Genomic DNA, 17,449 nt, shown 5'->3' with positions numbered 1-17,449 from the left:
ACAGACGGAGGAGATGCCCGCGTGCGCACGACAGCGGAACTCGAGCAGCGGCTGGCCCGGCCCGGCGCCGGGCTGGTGGACGATCTCAGCGGGCTCGACGGCGACATCCTGATCCTGGGCGCCGGCGGCAAGCTGGGGCCGAGCCTGGTACGGCTGGCGCTCAACGCCACGAACGGGGACCGGCGGATCATCGCGGTCTCGCGCTTCTCCGAGCCGGGGCTCGCCGAGTCGCTGGCCGCGGACGGCGCGACGGTGGTGTCCGCCGACGTGGCCGACGAGCAGGCGCTGCGCGACCTGCCTGACGCGCCGAACGTGGTCTTCCTGGTCGGCGCCAAGTTCGGCACGCAGGGGCGCGAGCACGCCACCTGGTTCACCAACGCGTACCTGCCCGGGAGGGTCGCCGACCGCTTCCGGCACAGCCGGATCGCCGCCCTGTCCACCGGGAACGTCTACCCGCTCGTCCCCGTCACCAGCGGCGGCAGCACGGAGGACTCCCCGACGGGGCCCGTGGGCGACTACGCCATGAGCTGCCTGGGGCGCGAGCGGGTGCTGACGCACTTCTCCGAGACGTACGGCACGCCGCTGTCGCTCGTCCGCCTCAACTACGCGGTCGAGCTGCGCTACGGCGTGCTCGTCGACCTGGCGCAGAAGGTCCTCGCCGGGGAGCCCGTCGACCTGTCGACCGGCCAGGTCAACGTGGTCTGGCAGGGCTACGCGAACGAGGTCACGCTCCGGTCGCTGGCCCTGGCCTCCGCGCCGCCGTACATCCTCAACGTGACCGGGCCCGAGCTGCTCTCGGTGCGGCAGATCGCCCTGGACCTCGGCGCGGCGCTGGGCAAGGAGCCCGTGTTCACCGGGGAGGAGGCGCCGACCGCGCTGCTGTCCAACGCGGGGCGCTGCCACCGCCTGTTCGGCTACCCCGAGCTCACGCCCGCCGAGCTCATCGAGCACACGGCGCGTTGGGTGGCCGAGGGCGGGCCGCTGCTCGGCAAACCCACCAAGTTCGAACGCCGTGACGGCCGCTTCTGACCGGCTCCGCCACCCTGCCACTCCGCACGCCACATCGACGAACAAGGGGGACCTCACGTGCTCAGCACGGCTCCACAGGCGCAGACGTCCGTTCGCGACCTGTTCAGGCGCGGCCTGGTGATCCCGGCCCACCCGCTCGCGCTCACCGAGGACAGGAAGCTGGACGAGCGCCGCCAGCGGGCGCTGACCCGCTACTACGTCGAGGCGGGCGCGGGCGGGCTGGCGGTGGGCGTGCACACGACGCAGTTCGCCATCCACGGCACCGGCCTGCTGCCGCCCGTGCTCGAACTGGCGGCCCGCACCGCCAAGGAGGTCGAGCGCGAGGTGGTGCTGGTGGCCGGGGCGACCGGGCCCACCGCCCAGGCGGTGGCCGAGGCGGAGCTGGCCAGGTCGCTCGGATACCACATGGTGCTGCTGAGCCCCTACCGGGAGCTCGACGAGAACGCGCTCATCGAGCGGGCCAGGGCCGTGGGCGAGGTGCTGCCGGTGATCGGCTTCTACCTGCAGCCGGCGGTGGGCGGGCGCACCCTGTCCCGTGACTTCTGGACGCGGCTGGCCGCCGTGGAGTCCGTCGTGGGCATCAAGGTCGCGCCCTTCGACCGGTATCGCACGCTGGACGTGCTGCACGGCGTCGTACGGGCGGGGCGGGCCGGGGAGGTGGCGCTCTACACGGGCAACGACGACCACATCCTGGCCGACCTCATCACCTCGCACCGGGTGGTCGTGGACGGGCGCGAGGTGGAGGTCGAGTTCGTCGGGGGGCTGCTCGGCCAGTGGGCCGTGTGGGTGCGACGGGCCGTGGAGCTGCTGGAGGAGGCCAAGCTCGCCCGGGGCGGGGACGACGCGGTGGTACGGCGGCTGCTCACGCTGGACGGGCACCTGACCGACGCCAACGCGGCCATCTTCGACTCGGCCAACGGGTTCCACGGGTGCATCCCGGGCATCCACGAGGTGCTGCGGCGGCAGGGGCTGCTGGCGGGGCGGTGGTGCCTCGACCCGGAGGAGGAGCTTTCGCCGGGGCAGCTCGCGGAGATCGATCGGATCTGGGGCGCGTATCCGTGGCTCCGGGACGACGACTTCGTCTCGGCCGGGCTCGATCGCTGGCTCTCCTGACCCCCATGCCCCCGCGCCCCACCACCCTCAGGCCCGCCGTCCCCACGCCCGCCACTCCCGTGCCGCCCGCTTGCGTCGCGCCCGGCTTCCCCCTGAACGCGCGTGCGCGTTGCGCCGGTCGCCGCCGTCCTGCCGCTCGCCGCAACGGCGCCGGGTGGTGTGCGGGAGATGCGGGTCCTTCAGGGGTGACGGCGCACGAGGCGCTTGCCTGCGCGGTGTGGGACGGGCGGTGCCCCGCGAGGTGCGCACCGGAACAGCCGCGTCGCGCGTCGGGGGCGCAAGGGCGCGCCTCGTCCGAGCGGGCGGTGTCGTGGTGAGCGGTGACGGGTGGGGGAGGCCTGGCCCGGGGGCCGGGGCGCGGGGATCAGAGAGTCAGGCGGTAGAGGGTCAGGGGGCGGCCGCTGGTGCCGCTGGTGAGGTTGCCGGTGCGCTCGGCCAGGCCCGCGAGCTCCAGCCGATGGAGCATGCGCCGGGCCGTGCGCTGCTGGACGGCCAGCCGCTCGGCGATCTCGCGGGTCGTCAGCGGCTCGTCCCCCGCCGCCGCCCGCGCCTCCAGGAGCTTCTCCAGCGTGGGCACCGACAGCCCGACGCGGCGGGCGATGACCGACAGGTTCTGCGCCCCCGTCGGCGCCGGGGTGACCGACTCCAGGACGATGTCCGTGTCCGCCCGCAGCGACAGGACCGCGGCCACCTCGCCGATCCGGCGGGCCCTGGCCAGGGCGCGGCGGGCCAGGCTCTCGGCCTCCGCCGCGCTGCGGCCCAGGCCGAAGCCGACGCGTACGACGTCGTTCTGGGCGGCCAGCCGCGCCAGCATGGGCAGCGCGGTGAAGCCGCCCGTGGCGTCGTGGAGCGGGCCGCGGGTGGTCACCAGCAGGTGCGTGCCGCCGCGGAAGGCCGCCAGGGTGCCGCCGAGCGCCGTGGCCTCGCGCAGCAGGCCCTCCTCGTTGGCCACCTCGACGAGCCCGATGGCGATCTGGGCATCCTCCTGCGCCTGGCCCTCGGCGGTCAGCATGAGCTGGCGCAGCGCCACCCGTACCGAATGGACGGAGGGCACCAGGCGCAGCACGTGGAGCTCGTCGCGCAGGGCCTCGTGCACGGAGCTCAGGCAGGTGATCACCGCGTGCGCGGCCCCCTTCCGGTGGAAGGTGACGGCCTTCTTGGAGGTCATCTCCGGCCGGTACGGGAGCGTGCGCAGGTCGGCGGTGGGCAGCCCGGCCTCGGCGAACGTGGCCTGGACGTCGGCGGCCGACAGCGTGTCGATCGACAGCCGGGTGATGTCCTGGCCCTCGTGCTGGAGGCGTACGAGGGCGCTGAGCAGCGTCGCGCCCGAATAGTCGACGAACGCCGCCGGGCGGGTGAGCGCGTCGGCGTCGCGCGAGAGCATGTAGGGCACTATGCCGGTGAACAGCCACCCCTCCACGGAGGAGGCGTGCGCCTCGACGATCGCGGGCGCCTGAGACTCGTGGTCGTAGTCGAGGCGCAGCGTGCTGACGCCCGGCTGCTCCTCGCAGACGGCCGCGACGTCGTCGACCAGGTCGTGCGGGCCGACGACCCCGATGACGATTCCCACCCACGCCTCCCTCTCGCTATTTTCGGTCAAGACCGCAATCATATCTTGTGAGGTGCCCGGTGAAGTTCCCGTCCATGGCAGAAGCGGACGGCCGTACGCTCGGCGACGAGGAGGTGGCCGCCGCCGAGCGGGTGATCCGCTCGGGCATGCTCAACTCCGTCTGGGGGACCGAGGCGCGGGCGTTGGAGCGTGAGATCGCCCGCGTCTACGGCTCCCGTCACGCGATCACCTGCAGCTCCGGCACCGCGGCCCTCCACCTGTCGGTCGTCGCGGCCGCGCCGGACCCCGGAGACGAGGTCATCACGACGCCGATCACGGATTTCGGGACCGTGGCCCCCATCTTGGCGCAGAACGCCGTCCCTGTCTTCGCCGATGTGGATCCCTCCGACGGCAATCTCGATCCGGACGCGGTGGCCGCGCTCATCGGTCCCCGTACGAAGGCGATCATGGCGGTCCACCTGTTCGGTGCGCCGGCCAGGGTCGGCGAGCTGCGCGCGCTCGCCGACGAGCACGGACTGACGCTGATCGAGGACTGCGCGCAGGCCTGGCTGACCGAGCTGCCCGACGGCGGGCTCGCGGGCACGGCAGGCCAGGTCGGCTGCCTCAGCCTGCAGCAGTGGAAGCACATCACCTGCGGCGACGGCGGGGTGACGATCACCGACGACGACGAGCTGGCCAGGCGGATGCGGCTGTTCTCGGACAAGGGCTGGGACCGCGCGGCCGGGAGGTCGCACGCCGCCTTCGGGGTTAACTACCGCATGACCGAGCTCCAGGCCGCCGTGGCCCGCGCTCAGCTCGCGAAACTCCCCGGCGTTCTCGCGGCCCGCCGCCGCACCGCCGGGCAGCTCCTGGACGCCCTGAAGGGCCTCCCAGGGGTAGGCCTGCCGCGCCCGGACGGCCACGCCTGGTGGGTGTTCCCGATCGTGTGCCCGGACGGCGACGCGCCCGAGCTGGCCGCGCACCTGGCCGCGGCCGGGATCCCCGCGCGGGCCGGTTACCTCGCACAACCGCTGAACAGGGCGCCCGTGTGGGAGGCTGCCATCTACGGCTCCTCCCGCTACCCGCTCGAAGGCTACCGGCCCAACCCCTGCCCGCAGGCGGAGCTCATGGTGGACCGTACGCTGCTGATCATCGACTGGAACGAGAACTACACCCCCGGGCACGTCGAGCTGATCGCCCAGGAAATCTCGAAATTTCGGGCTCGACCGTAGTTACGTTCATGTATCAGGGATTGACCCGGTCGAGACGCGCTCATTAGGTTTCGGTCAGGACCGGTATTAGTCGAAAGGAAGCCGCCGATGAAGAAGGCAGCGGCAGTCGGCCTCGCGGCCGCCCTGAGCCTCGCGGCCGCCGGGTGCGGATCCAGCAGCGGCTCGGACAAGAGCACCGTGACCCTGTGGATGTATCCCGTCATCGCGGACCAGGCCAAGGGCCAGGCGTTCTGGGGCAAGGTGGAGAAGGACTTCGAAGCCGCCAACCCCACGATCGACGTCAAGATCGACCAGCAGCCCTGGGAGGGCCGCCAGGAGAAGGTCACCACCGCACTGGTCTCGAAGAAGGGCTTCGACCTGGTGGTGCTCGGTCCCGACCAGATCCCCCAGTACGCCCAGCAGGGCACGGTCGAGGCGGTGGACGACATCGTCGCCCCGGCCAAGGCCTCCTACCTGCCCAACTCCCTGGCCGCCCTCACCGTCAGCGGCAAGCTGTACGGCGTCCCGATCTACCAGACGATCACCGCGCCCATCTACAACAAGAAGCTGTTCGCCGAGGCGGGCGTCGAGAAGGCGCCGGAGACGCTGGCGGAGCTGAAGGAGGCCGCGCCCAAGCTGGCCGCCAAGAAGGTCGCCGTACTGGACTACCCGGGCAAGCCCGACGTCAGCCTCAACCAGAGCTTCTACCCGATCCTGTGGGCCAACGGCGGCTCGGTCTTCTCCGCCGACGGCAAGAGCGTCGCGTTCAACGGCCAGGAGGGCGTGGCCAGCCTGCAGTTCCTGCTCGACCTCAAGGCCGCCGGCGGACTGCCGGAGAACACCGCGAGCAAGGGCAACGACATCGAGGGCGGCCCGCTGGCCGCCGGCAAGACCGCCATGTACCACGCGGCCACCGCGGGCATGGCCGACCAGCTCGGCGCCGCCATCGGGGCCGACAACGTCGGCATCGGCCTGCCGCTCGAAGGGACCAAGCGGGTCGCGTTCGGCATCCCCGGCGCCCTGGTGCTGGCAAAGCACACCGAGAACAAGGACGCCGCCAAGAAGTTCGCCACCTACCTGGCCTCGCCCGAGGTGTCCGGCGCGCTGGCCAAGGAGTCGGGCTTCTTCCCCGCCCGCACGGACGTGACCGTGCCCGACCAGTCGGCGGCCTCCAAGGAGTTCGCCAAGTCCCTGCAGTACGCCTTCCCCGGCGACACCCACCCCAAGGCCCGCCAGGTCATGGGCGTGCTCGCGCCGCACATCCAGGCGGCGCTGCTCGGCAAGGAGGACGCCAAGACCGCTCTCGACGCGGCCGCCAAGGAGGCCAACCAGCTGCTCGGCAGCGGCGGCTGAGCCCTCGCACCCCCGCCAGAAAGGAAACACCTGGTGCGTCAACGCCTGCGTGACCCGGTCACCGGCCTGCTGTTCGTGCTGCCCGTGCTCGTGCTGTTCCTGATCTTCCGGATCTTCCCGTCGCTGGGCGCGGCGGGGATGAGCCTGACGAACTGGAACATCGGCGGCGACTGGGAATTCATCGGCGCGGACAACTACGCCCGGCTGCTCGACGACGTGAACTTCTGGTTGAGCCTGCGGGTCACGCTCGTGTACGTGGCGATCTACGTGCCGCTCACGCTGCTCGTGGCGCTCGGCACGGCGCTGCTGCTCAACCAGGTGGTCTTCATGCGCGGGCTGTTCCGCGGCATGCTGTTCCTGCCGTACGTGACCAGCTTCGTACTGGCGGGCATCATCTGGCGCTGGATCTACGAGTTCGACGGGCTGATCAACGGCCTGCTGGCCAAGGCGGACCTCGGCCCGGTGGCGTTCCTGGAGCAGTCGGCCGTGATCCTGCCCGCGCTGGCCGTGGTGTCGGTGTGGAAGGGGTTCGGCTACTCGATGCTGATCCTGCTGGCCGGGCTGAAGTCGATCCCGTCCTCCTACCTGGAGGCGGCCACGGTGGACGGGGCGAGCGCGTGGCAGCGCTTCCGCAGGATCACGCTGCCACTGCTCAAGCCCACGATCTTCTTCGTCGTGGTGATCGAGACGATCAGCGCCTTCCAGACCTTCGACACCGTGTACGTGATGACGGGCGGCGGCCCGGCCAGGGCCACCTACACGCTCATCTTCGGCATCTACGACCACGGCTTCCGATCGTTCGACTTCGGCTACGCCGCCACGTGGGGCATGGTGCTGTTCGCGATCGTGCTGATCGTGTCGCTGGTCCAGCGCCGCTTCCTGGATCGGGGTAACACATGACGATCACCGCCTCCCGGCCCGTCACCGAGGTGCGGGCGGACCGCGCGGCCCGCCGCCGGTGGTGGCGGGGCAAGTGGCCGCTGGCCGCCCTGCTCGCGCTGCTGTCGGTGCTGACCGTCAGCCCGTTCGTGGCCATGTTCATCGTGGCGCTCTCGCCGGCCGGCCGGCCGACCGTGCCGGTCCAGTGGCCGGAATCGCTCACGCTCGACAACATCACGCGGGTGCTCGAGTCGTCGGGGTTCGTCACGTGGACGATCAACTCGCTGATCTACGCCGTGGTCTCCGTGGTGATCATCCTGCTCACCTCGTCCATGGCCGGGTACGCGTTCGCCAAGAAGCGCTTCCCCGGCCGCGAGGCCATGTTCTGGACGTTCCTCGCCACCATGATGGTGCCGTTCCAGGCCACGCTCATCCCGACGTTCGTGCTGGTCAACAGCCTGGGCGGGGTGGACACGTTCTGGGGCCTGATCGTGCCGACGCTGGCCAACTCGCAGGCCGTCTTCCTGATGCGGCAGTTCATCCTGGGGCTGCCGGACGAGCTGTTCGACGCGGCCAAGGTCGACGGGGCCTCCGAGTGGCGGGTCTACTGGACGATCGTGGTGCCGCTGACCATGCCGATCCTGGCCACGCTGGGCGTGTTCGTGTTCCTGTGGCACTGGAACGACTTCCTGTGGCCGCTGGTCGTGGGCCAGAGCGACGCCACCCGTACGCTGACCGTCGGGCTGACCACGCTGCGGACCGAGGAGCTGCAGCTGTCGGTGCTCATGTCCTCGGCGGCCGTGTCGGTGGTGCCGTGCCTGCTGGTGTTCTTCCTGCTGCAGCGGTACCTGGTCAACAGCATCGCGATGACCGGCCTGAAATAGGGTCGTGCGGGTGGACATCGCTGTACGAAACCTTCGGCACCGGCTCCGCGGCGCGCTGATCGCCGCCGCGGCCACCCCCATGACCGCATCCGGCGAGGTGGACCTCGACCTGGTCTCCCGCTACCTCGCCGGCCTGGTGGCCGACGGCGCCACCGGCCTGGCCGTGCTCGCCCACACGGGCCGCGGCCCGTACCTCGCCCCCGACGTCCGCGCCGCCGTCATCGAGCGCGCGGTCGCCTGCGCCGCTGAAGGGGGCGTCCCGGTGCTGGCGGGCGTGGGCGGCGGGGCGGAGGACCCGGCGGCGCAGGCGCGGGTGGCGGCCGAGGTGGGCGCGGACGGCGTGCTCGTCTTCCCGTCGGACGGTGACCGGGTGGCGCTGCACGAGGAGGTGTGGCGGGCGGCCCGGCTGCCGATGATCGCCTTCGACCTCTACACGCGCCCGTGCCCGGCCGGCACGCTGCGCGAGCTGCTGGCGCATCCCGGCGTGGCGGGGCTGAAGACGGCGCTGCTGTCGGACGCGATGGGCTGCCAGCGCGCCATCGCGCTGGCCAGGGAGGCGGACCGGCTGGCGATCACGGGGGAGGACCGCATGTTCGGCCCGTCCCTGCTGTGGGGGGCCGAGGCGGCCCTGGTCGGCATCGCCGCGGCCAGTGTGGGGGTGACCGCCGCGGTCCTGGAGGCGTTCGCGGGCAAGGACCTGCGCGCGTTCGAGGAGGCGTCCGGGCGGCTGGACCGGCTGGCGCAGGTCACGTTCACCGAGCCCATGGAGGGCTACGTGCAGCGCATGCTCTGGCTGGCCGCCGCCGAGGGCCGCGTGCCCGCGACGCACGCCCACGACCCGTACGGCCCGCCCCTCCCGGAGGAGGAGCGGGCCGTGATCGTCGCGATGAGCCAGGCGGCCCATTGACGGCCCACGACGGCCAGGCTCGTCAGCGGGCTGCGGTGGCCACCCGGTCCTCGTGGTGCGCCAGGCGCATCAGCGGCCCGTGATGGCCACCCGGACGAGGTTGCGGGCGCGGACCGCGTACAGGGCCCGGCGGGAGGGGTCGAGCGCCAGCTTGGGCTCGCCGCCGAACCACTGCCCGGCCAGCCCCTCCACGATGGCCTTCGACGTGAACGCGACCAGGTCGATCTTGTAGATCGAGCCGCCGTCCGTGCAGTACGCCACCCGGCCGGTGACGAACAGCTCACCGCCCTTCGTCCCGACCTTGATCGTCCGGGTGACCTTCCTGCTGCGCACGTCGAACTCGAACACCTCGCCGGTGCTCGCCATGCCGTACAGGGCGCCGTTCCTGCCGAGGGCGAGCGAGGAGATCATGCGGGCGCCGGGGACCGGCTCCAGCTGCCAGAGCAGCTTGCGCGTGCGCAGGTCGAAGGCGGCCAGGCGGGCGGTCGTCGTGACCGGCGGCAGGCCGAGGCCCTCCTGGATCAGGGTGCCCAGGTAGGCGACGCCGTGCCGGGCGACGACCGAGTAGACGGTCTGGCGCTCCACCACCGGCCGGTACGTCTCGTACGTGCCGGTCCGGGGCGAGTACAGGGAGAGCGCGCCGTTCATGTGGCCGGGCTCCGGCTGGGTGGGCATCACGATCAGGCCCGTCGTGGCGTCGTAGGCGAGGTCGCGCGGGCGGTCCTGCTGGTTGCCGGTGCGGGCGATCAGCTCGGCCCCGGTCTTGCCGCGGTGGTGCGCGTACAGGGCCGCCTGGGTGTAGACGCCCAGGTACGTGGTGTCGCCGACGGTGAGCAGCGTCTTCGGCTCGCCCGAGATGCCGAGCCGGGTCACCTTGCCGGTCGCCAGGTCGTGGACGTCGGCGCCGCCCTTGCCGCCGACGTAGACGCGCCGGCCGTCGGAGTGCACGGACATCGGCTCCTCGGGGGCCGCCTTGAAGCCGCGCTGGACGAGGTTGACGTAGTCGAGCGAGCCGGTCGCCGGGTCGTAGACGAAGACCGCGCTGTCCTGGATGCCGTAGATCCGGCCCTCGTGGGCCAGCAGGCGGTGGGTCGCAGCCTCGAAGTAGGGGACGCCGAGCACCTCGAGCTTCTCCGTTGCCAGGTGGTAGCGGTAGAACGTGCCGGAGGGGCGGCCGGCGAAGTAGACGTACCCGTCGTGGATCAGGACCGCGACGATGTACTTCTCGCCGGCCGCGGTGGCCTTGACGACCCTGTAGTTCTGCGGGGCGGCCTTCTCCAGCACGAGCAGCTCGCCCAGCGAGTTCATGCCGCCGGCCAGGTGGGTCTCCGACATGCCCATGCTGGAGACCCAGTCGCGGTCGGCCACGGCGGACGGCAGGAGCTCGCGCTTCTCGCCGGTCCTGCGATCGATCGCGATCAGGTGGGCGTTGGCGCCGATCCCGGCGTAGACGTACGTGTCGTCGGCCTGGATGCTGCGGACGTACGCCTCTCCGGGGGCGGGCTGGCCCAGGTCGCGGCTCGTGCCGGTGGCCGGGTCGTACTCCCAGACGCGGCCGGGCTCCGACGTGCCCAGGTAGACCTTGCCGTCGGGGGAGGAGGCCATGGTCCAGATGTAGTGGTCGGGGTATTCGGCGACCTTGGTGACCTGGCCGGCGATGGTGTCGATCTTGTACAGGTCGGATCTCGCGTGGGTGCCGACGTAGACGTCGGTGCCGACCTTGCACATCGCCCAGATGCCCACCCCGGTCGGGATGTCGAAATGGGTCGTGACCGAATCCTGGGCGAGGTCGAACGCGCCGACCACGTTGGGCGACAGGCCGCGCGAGCCCGCGTAGAGCACGCCGCCGACGAACTCGCCGTTGCCCAGCGGGCTGGCGACGCTCGCCGGCCCAAGGTCGGTGAGGGTGCCCTCGGGCTGTGGCGGGGCCGTTCCGAGGGTCGCGGCGCGGGCCGGGGTGGCCGTGAACGTGGCGGCCGCCGTGGTCGCGGCGGCCGCCTGGAGGAAACGACGGCGGGGGATCATGCGCGGGCTCCCTTGGTGAAGTTTGGGCCGCACGCTATAACGGGCTAGGCCGTAATGTCCAGAGCGAAGAGCGCCGCGGCGTTGCGCCAGGCGATCCGCTCGGCGGTCTCCCCGGTGAGTCCGGCCGCCGCGACCGCTCCGAAGGCCGACGACGGGTCGATCAGCGTCGCGTCGGTGCCGAACAGCAGCTGCGCCGGGTCCACGGCCGCCACCACCTCCGCGATGCGCCCGGCGGGGAAGTGCGACCAGCAGGGCTCCAGATAGAGGCGGTCGCAGGCGTTCGCGGCCTCGATGGCGTGGCGGAACCCGTCGGCGCCCATGTGCCCGGCGATCACCCGCAGGTCCGGGATGCCCGCGCAGACCTCCGCGAGGGCGAGCACGGACGTGCCCCAGGTGTGCACGAGCGCGGGCCGCCCCGTCGCGGCCACCAGCGTGAGCGCCTCGCGCAGGTGCGCGGAGCCGACCGGCGAGCCCGTGTAGTCGGTGTGGATCTTCACGCCGACGAACCGGCCGCCCGGCAGGTACGCCGCCAGGTCCGCCTCCGCCTCGCGCAGCCGGCGCGGGTTGACCGTGACGTAGCCGAGCAGGCGCTCCTGCGTCTCCAGGTAGGAGGCCAGGGCGCGGTTGCCGGTGGCGGCGTCGTAGATGACGGCCTCGGTGGCCGAGACGATCGCCCGGTCGATGCCGTAGCGGTCCATGGTGGCGAGGTTGCCCTCGGCCACGTCCATGGTGAAGAACCACGGGCCCCAGTGGGCGTGCACGTCGATGATCATGACTGTGGCCTCCTCAGCAGCCTTTCCGCGTTGCCGCCCGCCACGGCGGCGATCTCCTCCGGCTTCAGCCCGCTGGTGGCCAGGCGCAGGAGGGGCACGAGCGGCTCGTAGTGGGGGGCGCGCGAGCCGTACAGGAGGCGGTCGGCGCCGAGTTCGGCGGCGGCGAGCTCCAGCGCGTCGGGGGAGTTGAGCAGGCGGGTGGAGGTGTGGAAGCCGGGCTCGTCCGCGGCCGCCACCAGGAAGTCGCCCAGGTGGTAGAAGTGCGTGTCGAGGAAGACCACGCTCGCCCCGAGCCCCGCGAAGGGCTGCCAGAACCTGCGCACGTCACCGCCGGTGAGCACCACCAGGCCGAGCCGCGCCGCCCGGCGCGCGACGTGCCTGACGGACGGGAAGCCCGCCTCGACGCCCTGCTCGTCGGGGAACAGCCGGACGGCCCGGACGCCTTCGGCGGCCAGCCGCTCCAGCTCGCGCGCGGCGCCGAGCGGGTCGCGCAGGTCCACGGCCCCGACGGGCACGACCCCCGGCGTCCGCGGGTCCACGGCGCCGGCGGCCAGGACCTCCGGGGATCGCAGGTCCGCGGCGTCGGAGGGCGCGACCTCCGGAGATGCCTGCGCGATCACCTCGTCGTTGCCCGAGCGCACGTCGAACAGCGCGGCCCGCAGGCCCGCCACCGCCGCCGCCCTGATCCGGTGCTCGCCCAGCAGCCGCAGCACCTGCTCCGGGGCGCCGGGCGGGCCGTCGCGGTCCGGGTACGCCCCGAACAGCACGTCCACGTCCAGCGCCACCTCCAGCCCGCCGACCAGGCGCCACGCGTCGAACGGAATACCGGACCCATCCTCAATCGCCATGCCGGACATCATGCCATTGACGAACTGTGCGTATAAAGTTACGGTCTGGCCCATAATTGCTCAGCAATGAACGCGAGGTGCGCCCATGCTCCGATCCCTCCTGGTAATCCTGTCGGCGCTCTTACCCGCGCTCCTCACCGGCCCGGTCGCGCGGGCGGCGACGGCCTGTGACACCCCGGCGGTGGAGCGGTTCGGCCCGGCGTCGGTCACCGGCGCCATCGTGGGCGCGGCCGTGCTCGACGGGCACGCCTACGTGGTGACCCGCGGCCTGAAGCCCCCCGTGCTGGCCGACATCGACCTCGCCACCCGCAAGGTCGTCAGGAGCGTCACCCTGCCCGACGGCCCGGCCGCCGGTGAGCCGGAGGGCGCCTGGGCCACGGCCGTGTCCGGCGGCAAGATCTACGCCGGCACCTACCCGGTGCCCGACCTCTACAGCTTCGACCCGGCCACGGGCGCGGTGGAGCGGCTGGCGTCGTTCGGGAAGAACGGCGGCTTCGTCTGGAGCCTCGCCGCCGCGCCCGACGGCACCCTCTACGCCGGCACCTACCCGGACGGCCGGGTCCGCGAGTACGTGCCGGGCACGGGCGCGGTGCGCGACTTCGGCGTGCTGGTCCAGGGCGAGCGGTACGTGCGCGCGGTCGCCGCCGACGCCACCTACGTGTACGCGGGGCTGCTCGACAAGGGCAGGCTGGTCCGGATCACCCGGGCGGACGGCGCGGTGAAGGAGCTGGCCGCCGCCCCGACCGGCATCGGCGCCATCGCCGTGCACGGCGACCGGGTGCTGGCCGCCGCCGGCGACACGCTGATCGACATCCGCTCGGACGGCACCGACGAGCGCCGGACGACCCTGGCCGGCGGCACGATCGACATGCTGACCGTGGCGGGCGACGACACGATCTACGCCACCTCCCGGCCCGACGGCGCCGTCCACCGCTACCGCACGGGCGAGACCGCCTTCACCAAGGTCGCCGAACCGCCGTCGCCGGGCGACGAGACCAGGCGGATCCAGCAGCTCGACGACAACACCCTGCTCGGCTTCTCGGGCAGCGGCGGCATGTGGTGGCTGGACCTGCGCACCGGCAAGTCCGAGTTCGTCGACCTCATCGACGCCGGCCTGCCCAGCGGGCCGGAGCGGCCGCAGAGCATGCTCGTCGTGCCGAACCGCGCCGTCTACGTCGGCGGCCACTTCTCCATGGAGGTGCGTGACCTGCGCACGGGCGACAAGCGCAGGTTCCGGATGCCCGGCGAGCCGAAGGACCTCGTGCGGAAGGGCAACAAGATCTACGCCGCCATCTACCCGAGCGGGCAGATCGTCTCCGTCGACCTGCGCACCGACCGGGTGCGCAGCCTCGGCTACCTCGGACACGGCCAGCAGCGCCCCTGGGACATCGAGTACGACCCCGCCACCGACAAGCTCGTGGTCGCCAGCGCCCCGCTCGGCGCCAAGCTGAACGGCGCCCTGTCCGTGATCGACCCCCGCACCGGCCGCATCGACGTCTACGAGGGCGTCATCCCCGACCAGAGCCTCATGAGCCTGTCGGTCGACCCCCGAGGCGGCGTCGTCTACCTGGGCGGCGACGTGCTCGGCGGCGGCGGCACGCCGCCGGTCAAGACGTCGGCGTCCGTGGCCGCCTTCGACCTGCGCGCCCGCAAGGTGCTCTGGCAGGTGGACCCGATCCCGGGGCACCGCACGTTCCAGGACATCAAGGTGCACGACGGGCTGCTGTACGGCGTCTACAAGCGCGACTCGGGCACCTGGATCGCCATGGACCTGGCCACCAAGACGGTGGTGCGGCAGGGCAAGCTCTCCGGGTACGGCGAGCTGACCGTGCACCGGGGCAGGGTGTTCGCTGACACGTTCTTCGGCGGTGGCAACGCGTACGAGCTGGGCACCGAGGCCAAGCTGCTGGCCACCGGGCTCGGCGACGAGTGGTACACCAACCCGCAGCTGCACTTCGAGCCCGGCTCCTGGTGGGCATGGGGGCTCGTGGGCCGGGACCTGGCCAGGATCCGGCTCGATCCGCGCTGCCCGGCCTTGACCGTCACTCCGTAACCTCGCTAGTTTCGGTCTGTGCCGAAATATGTGATCGATGCCCACCGGCTCGTCGGTCCCGTGCCGTTCGACGACCTGCCGACGGACCCCCGGGACGAGATGGACCGGCTGGGCATCGACCGGGCCTGCGTCACCCACACGCTCAGCCTCTACTCCGACCCGAAGGCGGGCAACGACGCGCTGCTCGCGCTCGACGACCCCCGGCTCATCCCCGTGCCCGTCGTCGTGCCCGGGGCCGGGGAGCCGGACGGGCCGGACGACGTGGCGGCGTGGGGCGTACGGATGATCAGGCTCTGTCCCGAACGCCACCGCTTCGACCTCACGGGACCGTGGGCCCTGCGGTGGCTGGCCGAGATCGGCCTGCCCGTCGCGATCGACCTCGACGAGACCTCGCCCGCCCAGCTCCGCCGCCTCGCCGAGCGCCTGCCCAGCCTGCCCGTGCTCGTGCTCAACCCCGGCTACCGCCGGCTGCGCGCGCTGGCCGAGCTGATGGCCGAGGCGCCGAACGTGCGGGCCGAGATCGGCACCGTCAACACCCAGGGCGGCGTCGAGTGGCTGGCGGCGCTGTTCGGGGCGGAGCGGCTGGTGTTCGGCACGGGCGCGCCGGTGGCCGACGACTGCGGCCCCCGCTTCCTGCTCGACCACCTCGACCTGCCCCCGGCGGACGTCGAGCGGATCGCCGCCGGGACGCTGGAGGAGCTGCTGTGATCCTCGACGCCCACGGCCACGTCGGCACCTGGCCCGACTTCCTCATCCCCCATCCCACCGCCGAGCATCTCGTGGCCGCGATGGACCGCATCGGCGTCACCGCGATGGGCATCAGCCACCTGCTCGCCGTCGGCCCCGACGCCGTGCGCGGCAACGAGCTCGCCATGGAGATCGCCGGACGGTTCCCCGGCCGGTTCGGGGTCTGGCAGGTCTACAACCCGCACCACCGCACCCCGCTCGCCCGCGACGGCGTGTGGGGGGTCAAGCTCCACCCCGACGTGCACCAGTGCCGCCTGGACGACCCCCCGTACGAGCCGGTCTGGCGGCTCGGCCTGCCGGTCCTGGTGCACGGCCAGACGGACTCGCCCTGGAGCGACCCCGCCCAGTTCGCCGCCGTCGCCGCCCGGCACCCGCACGTGCCGCTGATCATGGGTCACACCGGGCTCTGGGCCTACGGGTTCGGCCGCGCGGCCCGCCTCGTGGCCGACGTCCCGAACGTCTACCTGGAGACGTGCGGCTCGAAGATGACCGGGCGGTGGATCGCCCGGCTGGCCGCGCTGGCGGGGGCCGAGCGGGTGCTGTTCGGCTCGGACGCCTGCTTCCTCGACCTGCGCACCGGCTACGGCCGCGTCGCCCTGGCCCCGCTCACCGACACCGACCGCGCCCTCATCCAGGGCGCCAACCTGGCCCGCCTGCTCGGCCACCCGTGAAGGCCCGCTCGTAGGGGTCCGCTCGTGCAGACCCACCCGAGGTTCACCCGTGAAGGCCCACCCGAGGTTCACCCGTGAAGGTCCACTCGTGAAGGGACGTCTCCCGTGACGCTCGCCATCCACGGCGGCACTCCAGTCCGCTCGACCCCCTGGCCCGCCTGGCCGCCGCCTCTCGACCCCGCGCAGCGCGAGCTCGTCACCAAGGTGCTCGAGAGCGGCCTGTGGGGAGCCACGCAGGGCGGTTCCGTGGTGTCGGACCTGACCGGCGCGTTCGCCCGCCGCTCCGGCGTCCCGTACGGCGTCGCCGTGGGCAACGCCACGCTGGGCCTGTTCGCCGCGCTGCGCGGCCTCGGCGTGGGCAGGGGCGACGAGGTGATCATCCCGGCGTACACGTTCGTGGCCTCGGCCACCGCCGTGCTGCTGGCCGGCGCCGTCCCCGTGATCGCCGACGTGGACCCGGACGACCTGCACCTGTCCCCGCGAGCCGTGCGGGACGCCGTGACCGCCAGGACCGCGGCGATCATGCCCGTGCACCTGGCGGGCAGCCCCGCCGCCATGGACCCGCTCAACGACCTGGCCGCCCGCCACGGCCTCGCGGTCGTCGAGGACGCCGCCCAGGCGCACGGCGCCACGTACCGGGACCGTCCCGTGGGCGGACTGGGCGACGCCGGGGTCTACAGCTTCCAGGCGAGCAAGGCCATGACCGCCGGCGAGGGCGGCCTGATCGTCTGCCGCGACCAGGCCGTGCACGACCGCGTCTGGTCGGTGTGCAACCTCGGCCGCGCGCCCGGCGGCCGCTGGTACGGCCACCCGTCCGTCGGCTGGAACCTGCGCCTCACCGAGATCCAGGCGGCGCTCCTGCTGCCCTGGCTGGACCGCCTCGACGAGGAGATCGGCCGCAGGGACGCCTTCTGCGCCGCCCTGGAGCGCGAGCTGGACCACGTCCCTGAGGTGACCGTGGTGCCGCAGCCGGAGGGCACGACGCGCGACTCGCGCCACCTGCTGATGCTGCGCCTCGACACCGACATGGACCGGGAGTTCCTGCTGGCCGCCATGGCCGCGGAGGGGGTGCCGCTCGACGCCGGCTACCCGCCGCTCGGCACGATGGCCGCCCTCACCGCCGAGGGCGCCCGCGTCGAGCCCTGTCCGGGCGCCGAGGAGGCCGCCACGACCGTGGTGTGGGTACGCCAGGCCATGCTCATGGACGCCCCCGAGGCGGCCGGCGACGTCGCCGAGGCCCTCGCGAAGGTGCTCTCCAATTAGTTCCTTAGCCGTAATTCGTCATTGGCGGAGGTTTCAGTCATGATCTTAATCAAGCGCATGCTGGCATGCGGCATGGCGGCCGCCCTCGCCGTGCTCGGCGCCGCCGCCCCCGCGGTCGCGGCGGCGCCTCGCGTGGAGGATCTC

General features: G+C 72.4%; 15 protein-coding genes. 11 read left to right on the top strand and 4 right to left on the bottom strand.

Going from position 1 to position 17,449, the window contains the following annotated elements:
- Nucleotides 1-21: 21 nt before the first annotated feature.
- Both ACFKCF_RS02225 and ACFKCF_RS02220 read left to right on the top strand, forming a co-directional pair.
- Nucleotides 22-1,029, top strand: coding sequence for an NAD-dependent epimerase/dehydratase family protein (locus ACFKCF_RS02225; RefSeq protein WP_394490066.1), 1,008 nt, complete (start codon nt 22-24; stop codon nt 1,027-1,029).
- A gap of 57 nt (nt 1,030-1,086) precedes the next feature.
- The gene (locus ACFKCF_RS02220) at nt 1,087-2,142 is read left to right on the top strand and encodes a dihydrodipicolinate synthase family protein (RefSeq protein ID WP_394490064.1); all 1,056 of its coding nucleotides are present in this window, start codon (nt 1,087-1,089) and stop codon (nt 2,140-2,142) included.
- Between the two features lie 364 nt (nt 2,143-2,506).
- Here ACFKCF_RS02220 and ACFKCF_RS02215 read toward each other — a convergent pair whose 3' ends face one another.
- A complete protein-coding gene (locus ACFKCF_RS02215; RefSeq protein WP_394490062.1) occupies nt 2,507-3,712 on the bottom strand; it encodes a hypothetical protein in 1,206 nt (401 codons plus the stop codon).
- A 74-nt stretch (nt 3,713-3,786) separates the two neighbouring features.
- Between ACFKCF_RS02215 and ACFKCF_RS02210 the strand changes: the two genes are divergently transcribed.
- From ACFKCF_RS02210 to ACFKCF_RS02190, 5 genes are all read left to right on the top strand, one after another.
- The gene (locus tag ACFKCF_RS02210) at nt 3,787-4,923 is read left to right on the top strand and encodes a DegT/DnrJ/EryC1/StrS family aminotransferase (protein ID WP_394490060.1); all 1,137 of its coding nucleotides are present in this window, start codon (nt 3,787-3,789) and stop codon (nt 4,921-4,923) included.
- 87 nt (nt 4,924-5,010) lie between these two features.
- A complete protein-coding gene (locus ACFKCF_RS02205; protein WP_394490058.1) occupies nt 5,011-6,255 on the top strand; it encodes an ABC transporter substrate-binding protein in 1,245 nt (414 codons plus the stop codon).
- Nucleotides 6,256-6,288: 33 nt separating this feature from the next.
- Nucleotides 6,289-7,155, top strand: a complete 867-nt coding sequence (locus tag ACFKCF_RS02200) for a carbohydrate ABC transporter permease (RefSeq protein ID WP_192786420.1) — start codon at nt 6,289-6,291, stop codon at nt 7,153-7,155.
- Nucleotides 7,152-8,018, top strand: a complete 867-nt coding sequence (locus ACFKCF_RS02195) for a carbohydrate ABC transporter permease (protein ID WP_394490056.1) — start codon at nt 7,152-7,154, stop codon at nt 8,016-8,018. The genes ACFKCF_RS02200 and ACFKCF_RS02195 overlap by 4 nt, the downstream gene beginning before the upstream one ends.
- Before the next feature lie 10 nt (nt 8,019-8,028).
- Nucleotides 8,029-8,925 (top strand): dihydrodipicolinate synthase family protein, encoded by an 897-nt coding sequence (locus tag ACFKCF_RS02190; protein ID WP_394490054.1) that lies wholly within the window; start codon nt 8,029-8,031, stop codon nt 8,923-8,925.
- Between the two features lie 69 nt (nt 8,926-8,994).
- Here the strand turns inward: ACFKCF_RS02190 and ACFKCF_RS02185 are convergent, their stop codons facing one another.
- From ACFKCF_RS02185 to ACFKCF_RS02175, 3 genes are read right to left on the bottom strand one after another with little or no spacing between them, the layout of a single operon-like run.
- A complete protein-coding gene (locus tag ACFKCF_RS02185; RefSeq protein WP_394490052.1) occupies nt 8,995-10,950 on the bottom strand; it encodes a hypothetical protein in 1,956 nt (651 codons plus the stop codon).
- Nucleotides 10,951-10,994: 44 nt separating this feature from the next.
- Nucleotides 10,995-11,723, bottom strand: coding sequence for an amidohydrolase family protein (locus tag ACFKCF_RS02180; RefSeq protein WP_394490050.1), 729 nt, complete (start codon nt 11,721-11,723; stop codon nt 10,995-10,997).
- Complete coding sequence (locus tag ACFKCF_RS02175) at nt 11,720-12,571, bottom strand: amidohydrolase family protein (protein WP_394490048.1); 852 nt, start codon at nt 12,569-12,571, stop codon at nt 11,720-11,722. The genes ACFKCF_RS02180 and ACFKCF_RS02175 overlap by 4 nt, the downstream gene beginning before the upstream one ends.
- An 85-nt stretch (nt 12,572-12,656) precedes the next feature.
- Between ACFKCF_RS02175 and ACFKCF_RS02170 the strand changes: the two genes are divergently transcribed.
- The 4 genes from ACFKCF_RS02170 (at nt 12,657) to ACFKCF_RS02155 (ending at nt 17,305) form a co-directional block, all read left to right on the top strand.
- Nucleotides 12,657-14,624, top strand: coding sequence for a PQQ-binding-like beta-propeller repeat protein (locus ACFKCF_RS02170; protein WP_394490046.1), 1,968 nt, complete (start codon nt 12,657-12,659; stop codon nt 14,622-14,624).
- An 18-nt stretch (nt 14,625-14,642) separates the two neighbouring features.
- Entirely contained in the window at nt 14,643-15,332 is a 690-nt protein-coding gene (locus ACFKCF_RS02165; protein WP_394490044.1) for an amidohydrolase family protein, read from the top strand.
- Entirely contained in the window at nt 15,329-16,042 is a 714-nt protein-coding gene (locus tag ACFKCF_RS02160; protein WP_394490042.1) for an amidohydrolase family protein, read from the top strand. The genes ACFKCF_RS02165 and ACFKCF_RS02160 overlap by 4 nt, the downstream gene beginning before the upstream one ends.
- Nucleotides 16,043-16,147: 105 nt before the next feature.
- Nucleotides 16,148-17,305 carry a DegT/DnrJ/EryC1/StrS family aminotransferase gene (locus ACFKCF_RS02155; RefSeq protein ID WP_394490040.1) on the top strand — a complete coding sequence of 386 codons (1,158 nt, stop codon included), beginning with the start codon at nt 16,148-16,150 and terminating at the stop codon, nt 17,303-17,305.
- Nucleotides 17,306-17,449 lie beyond the last annotated feature (144 nt).

Source organism: Nonomuraea sp. JJY05 (genome assembly GCF_043496855.1).
Taxonomy (GTDB): domain Bacteria; phylum Actinomycetota; class Actinomycetes; order Streptosporangiales; family Streptosporangiaceae; genus Nonomuraea.
The sequence above is the reverse complement of the archived record's forward strand: the minus strand, read 5'-3'. Positions and strand labels throughout refer to the sequence as shown.

What these genes read in the sequence shown, in the direction of transcription:
- ACFKCF_RS02210 (WP_394490060.1), top strand. Translation starts at nt 3,787, where the DNA reads ATGGCAGAAGCGGACGGCCGTACGCTCGGCGACGAGGAGGTGGCCGCC.
- ACFKCF_RS02205 (WP_394490058.1), top strand. Translation starts at nt 5,011, where the DNA reads ATGAAGAAGGCAGCGGCAGTCGGCCTCGCGGCCGCCCTGAGCCTCGCG.
- ACFKCF_RS02195 (WP_394490056.1), top strand. Translation starts at nt 7,152, where the DNA reads ATGACGATCACCGCCTCCCGGCCCGTCACCGAGGTGCGGGCGGACCGC.
- ACFKCF_RS02185 (WP_394490052.1), bottom strand. Translation starts at nt 10,950, where the DNA reads ATGATCCCCCGCCGTCGTTTCCTCCAGGCGGCCGCCGCGACCACGGCG.
- ACFKCF_RS02180 (WP_394490050.1), bottom strand. Translation starts at nt 11,723, where the DNA reads ATGATCATCGACGTGCACGCCCACTGGGGCCCGTGGTTCTTCACCATG.
- ACFKCF_RS02175 (WP_394490048.1), bottom strand. Translation starts at nt 12,571, where the DNA reads ATGGCGATTGAGGATGGGTCCGGTATTCCGTTCGACGCGTGGCGCCTG.
- ACFKCF_RS02170 (WP_394490046.1), top strand. Translation starts at nt 12,657, where the DNA reads ATGCTCCGATCCCTCCTGGTAATCCTGTCGGCGCTCTTACCCGCGCTC.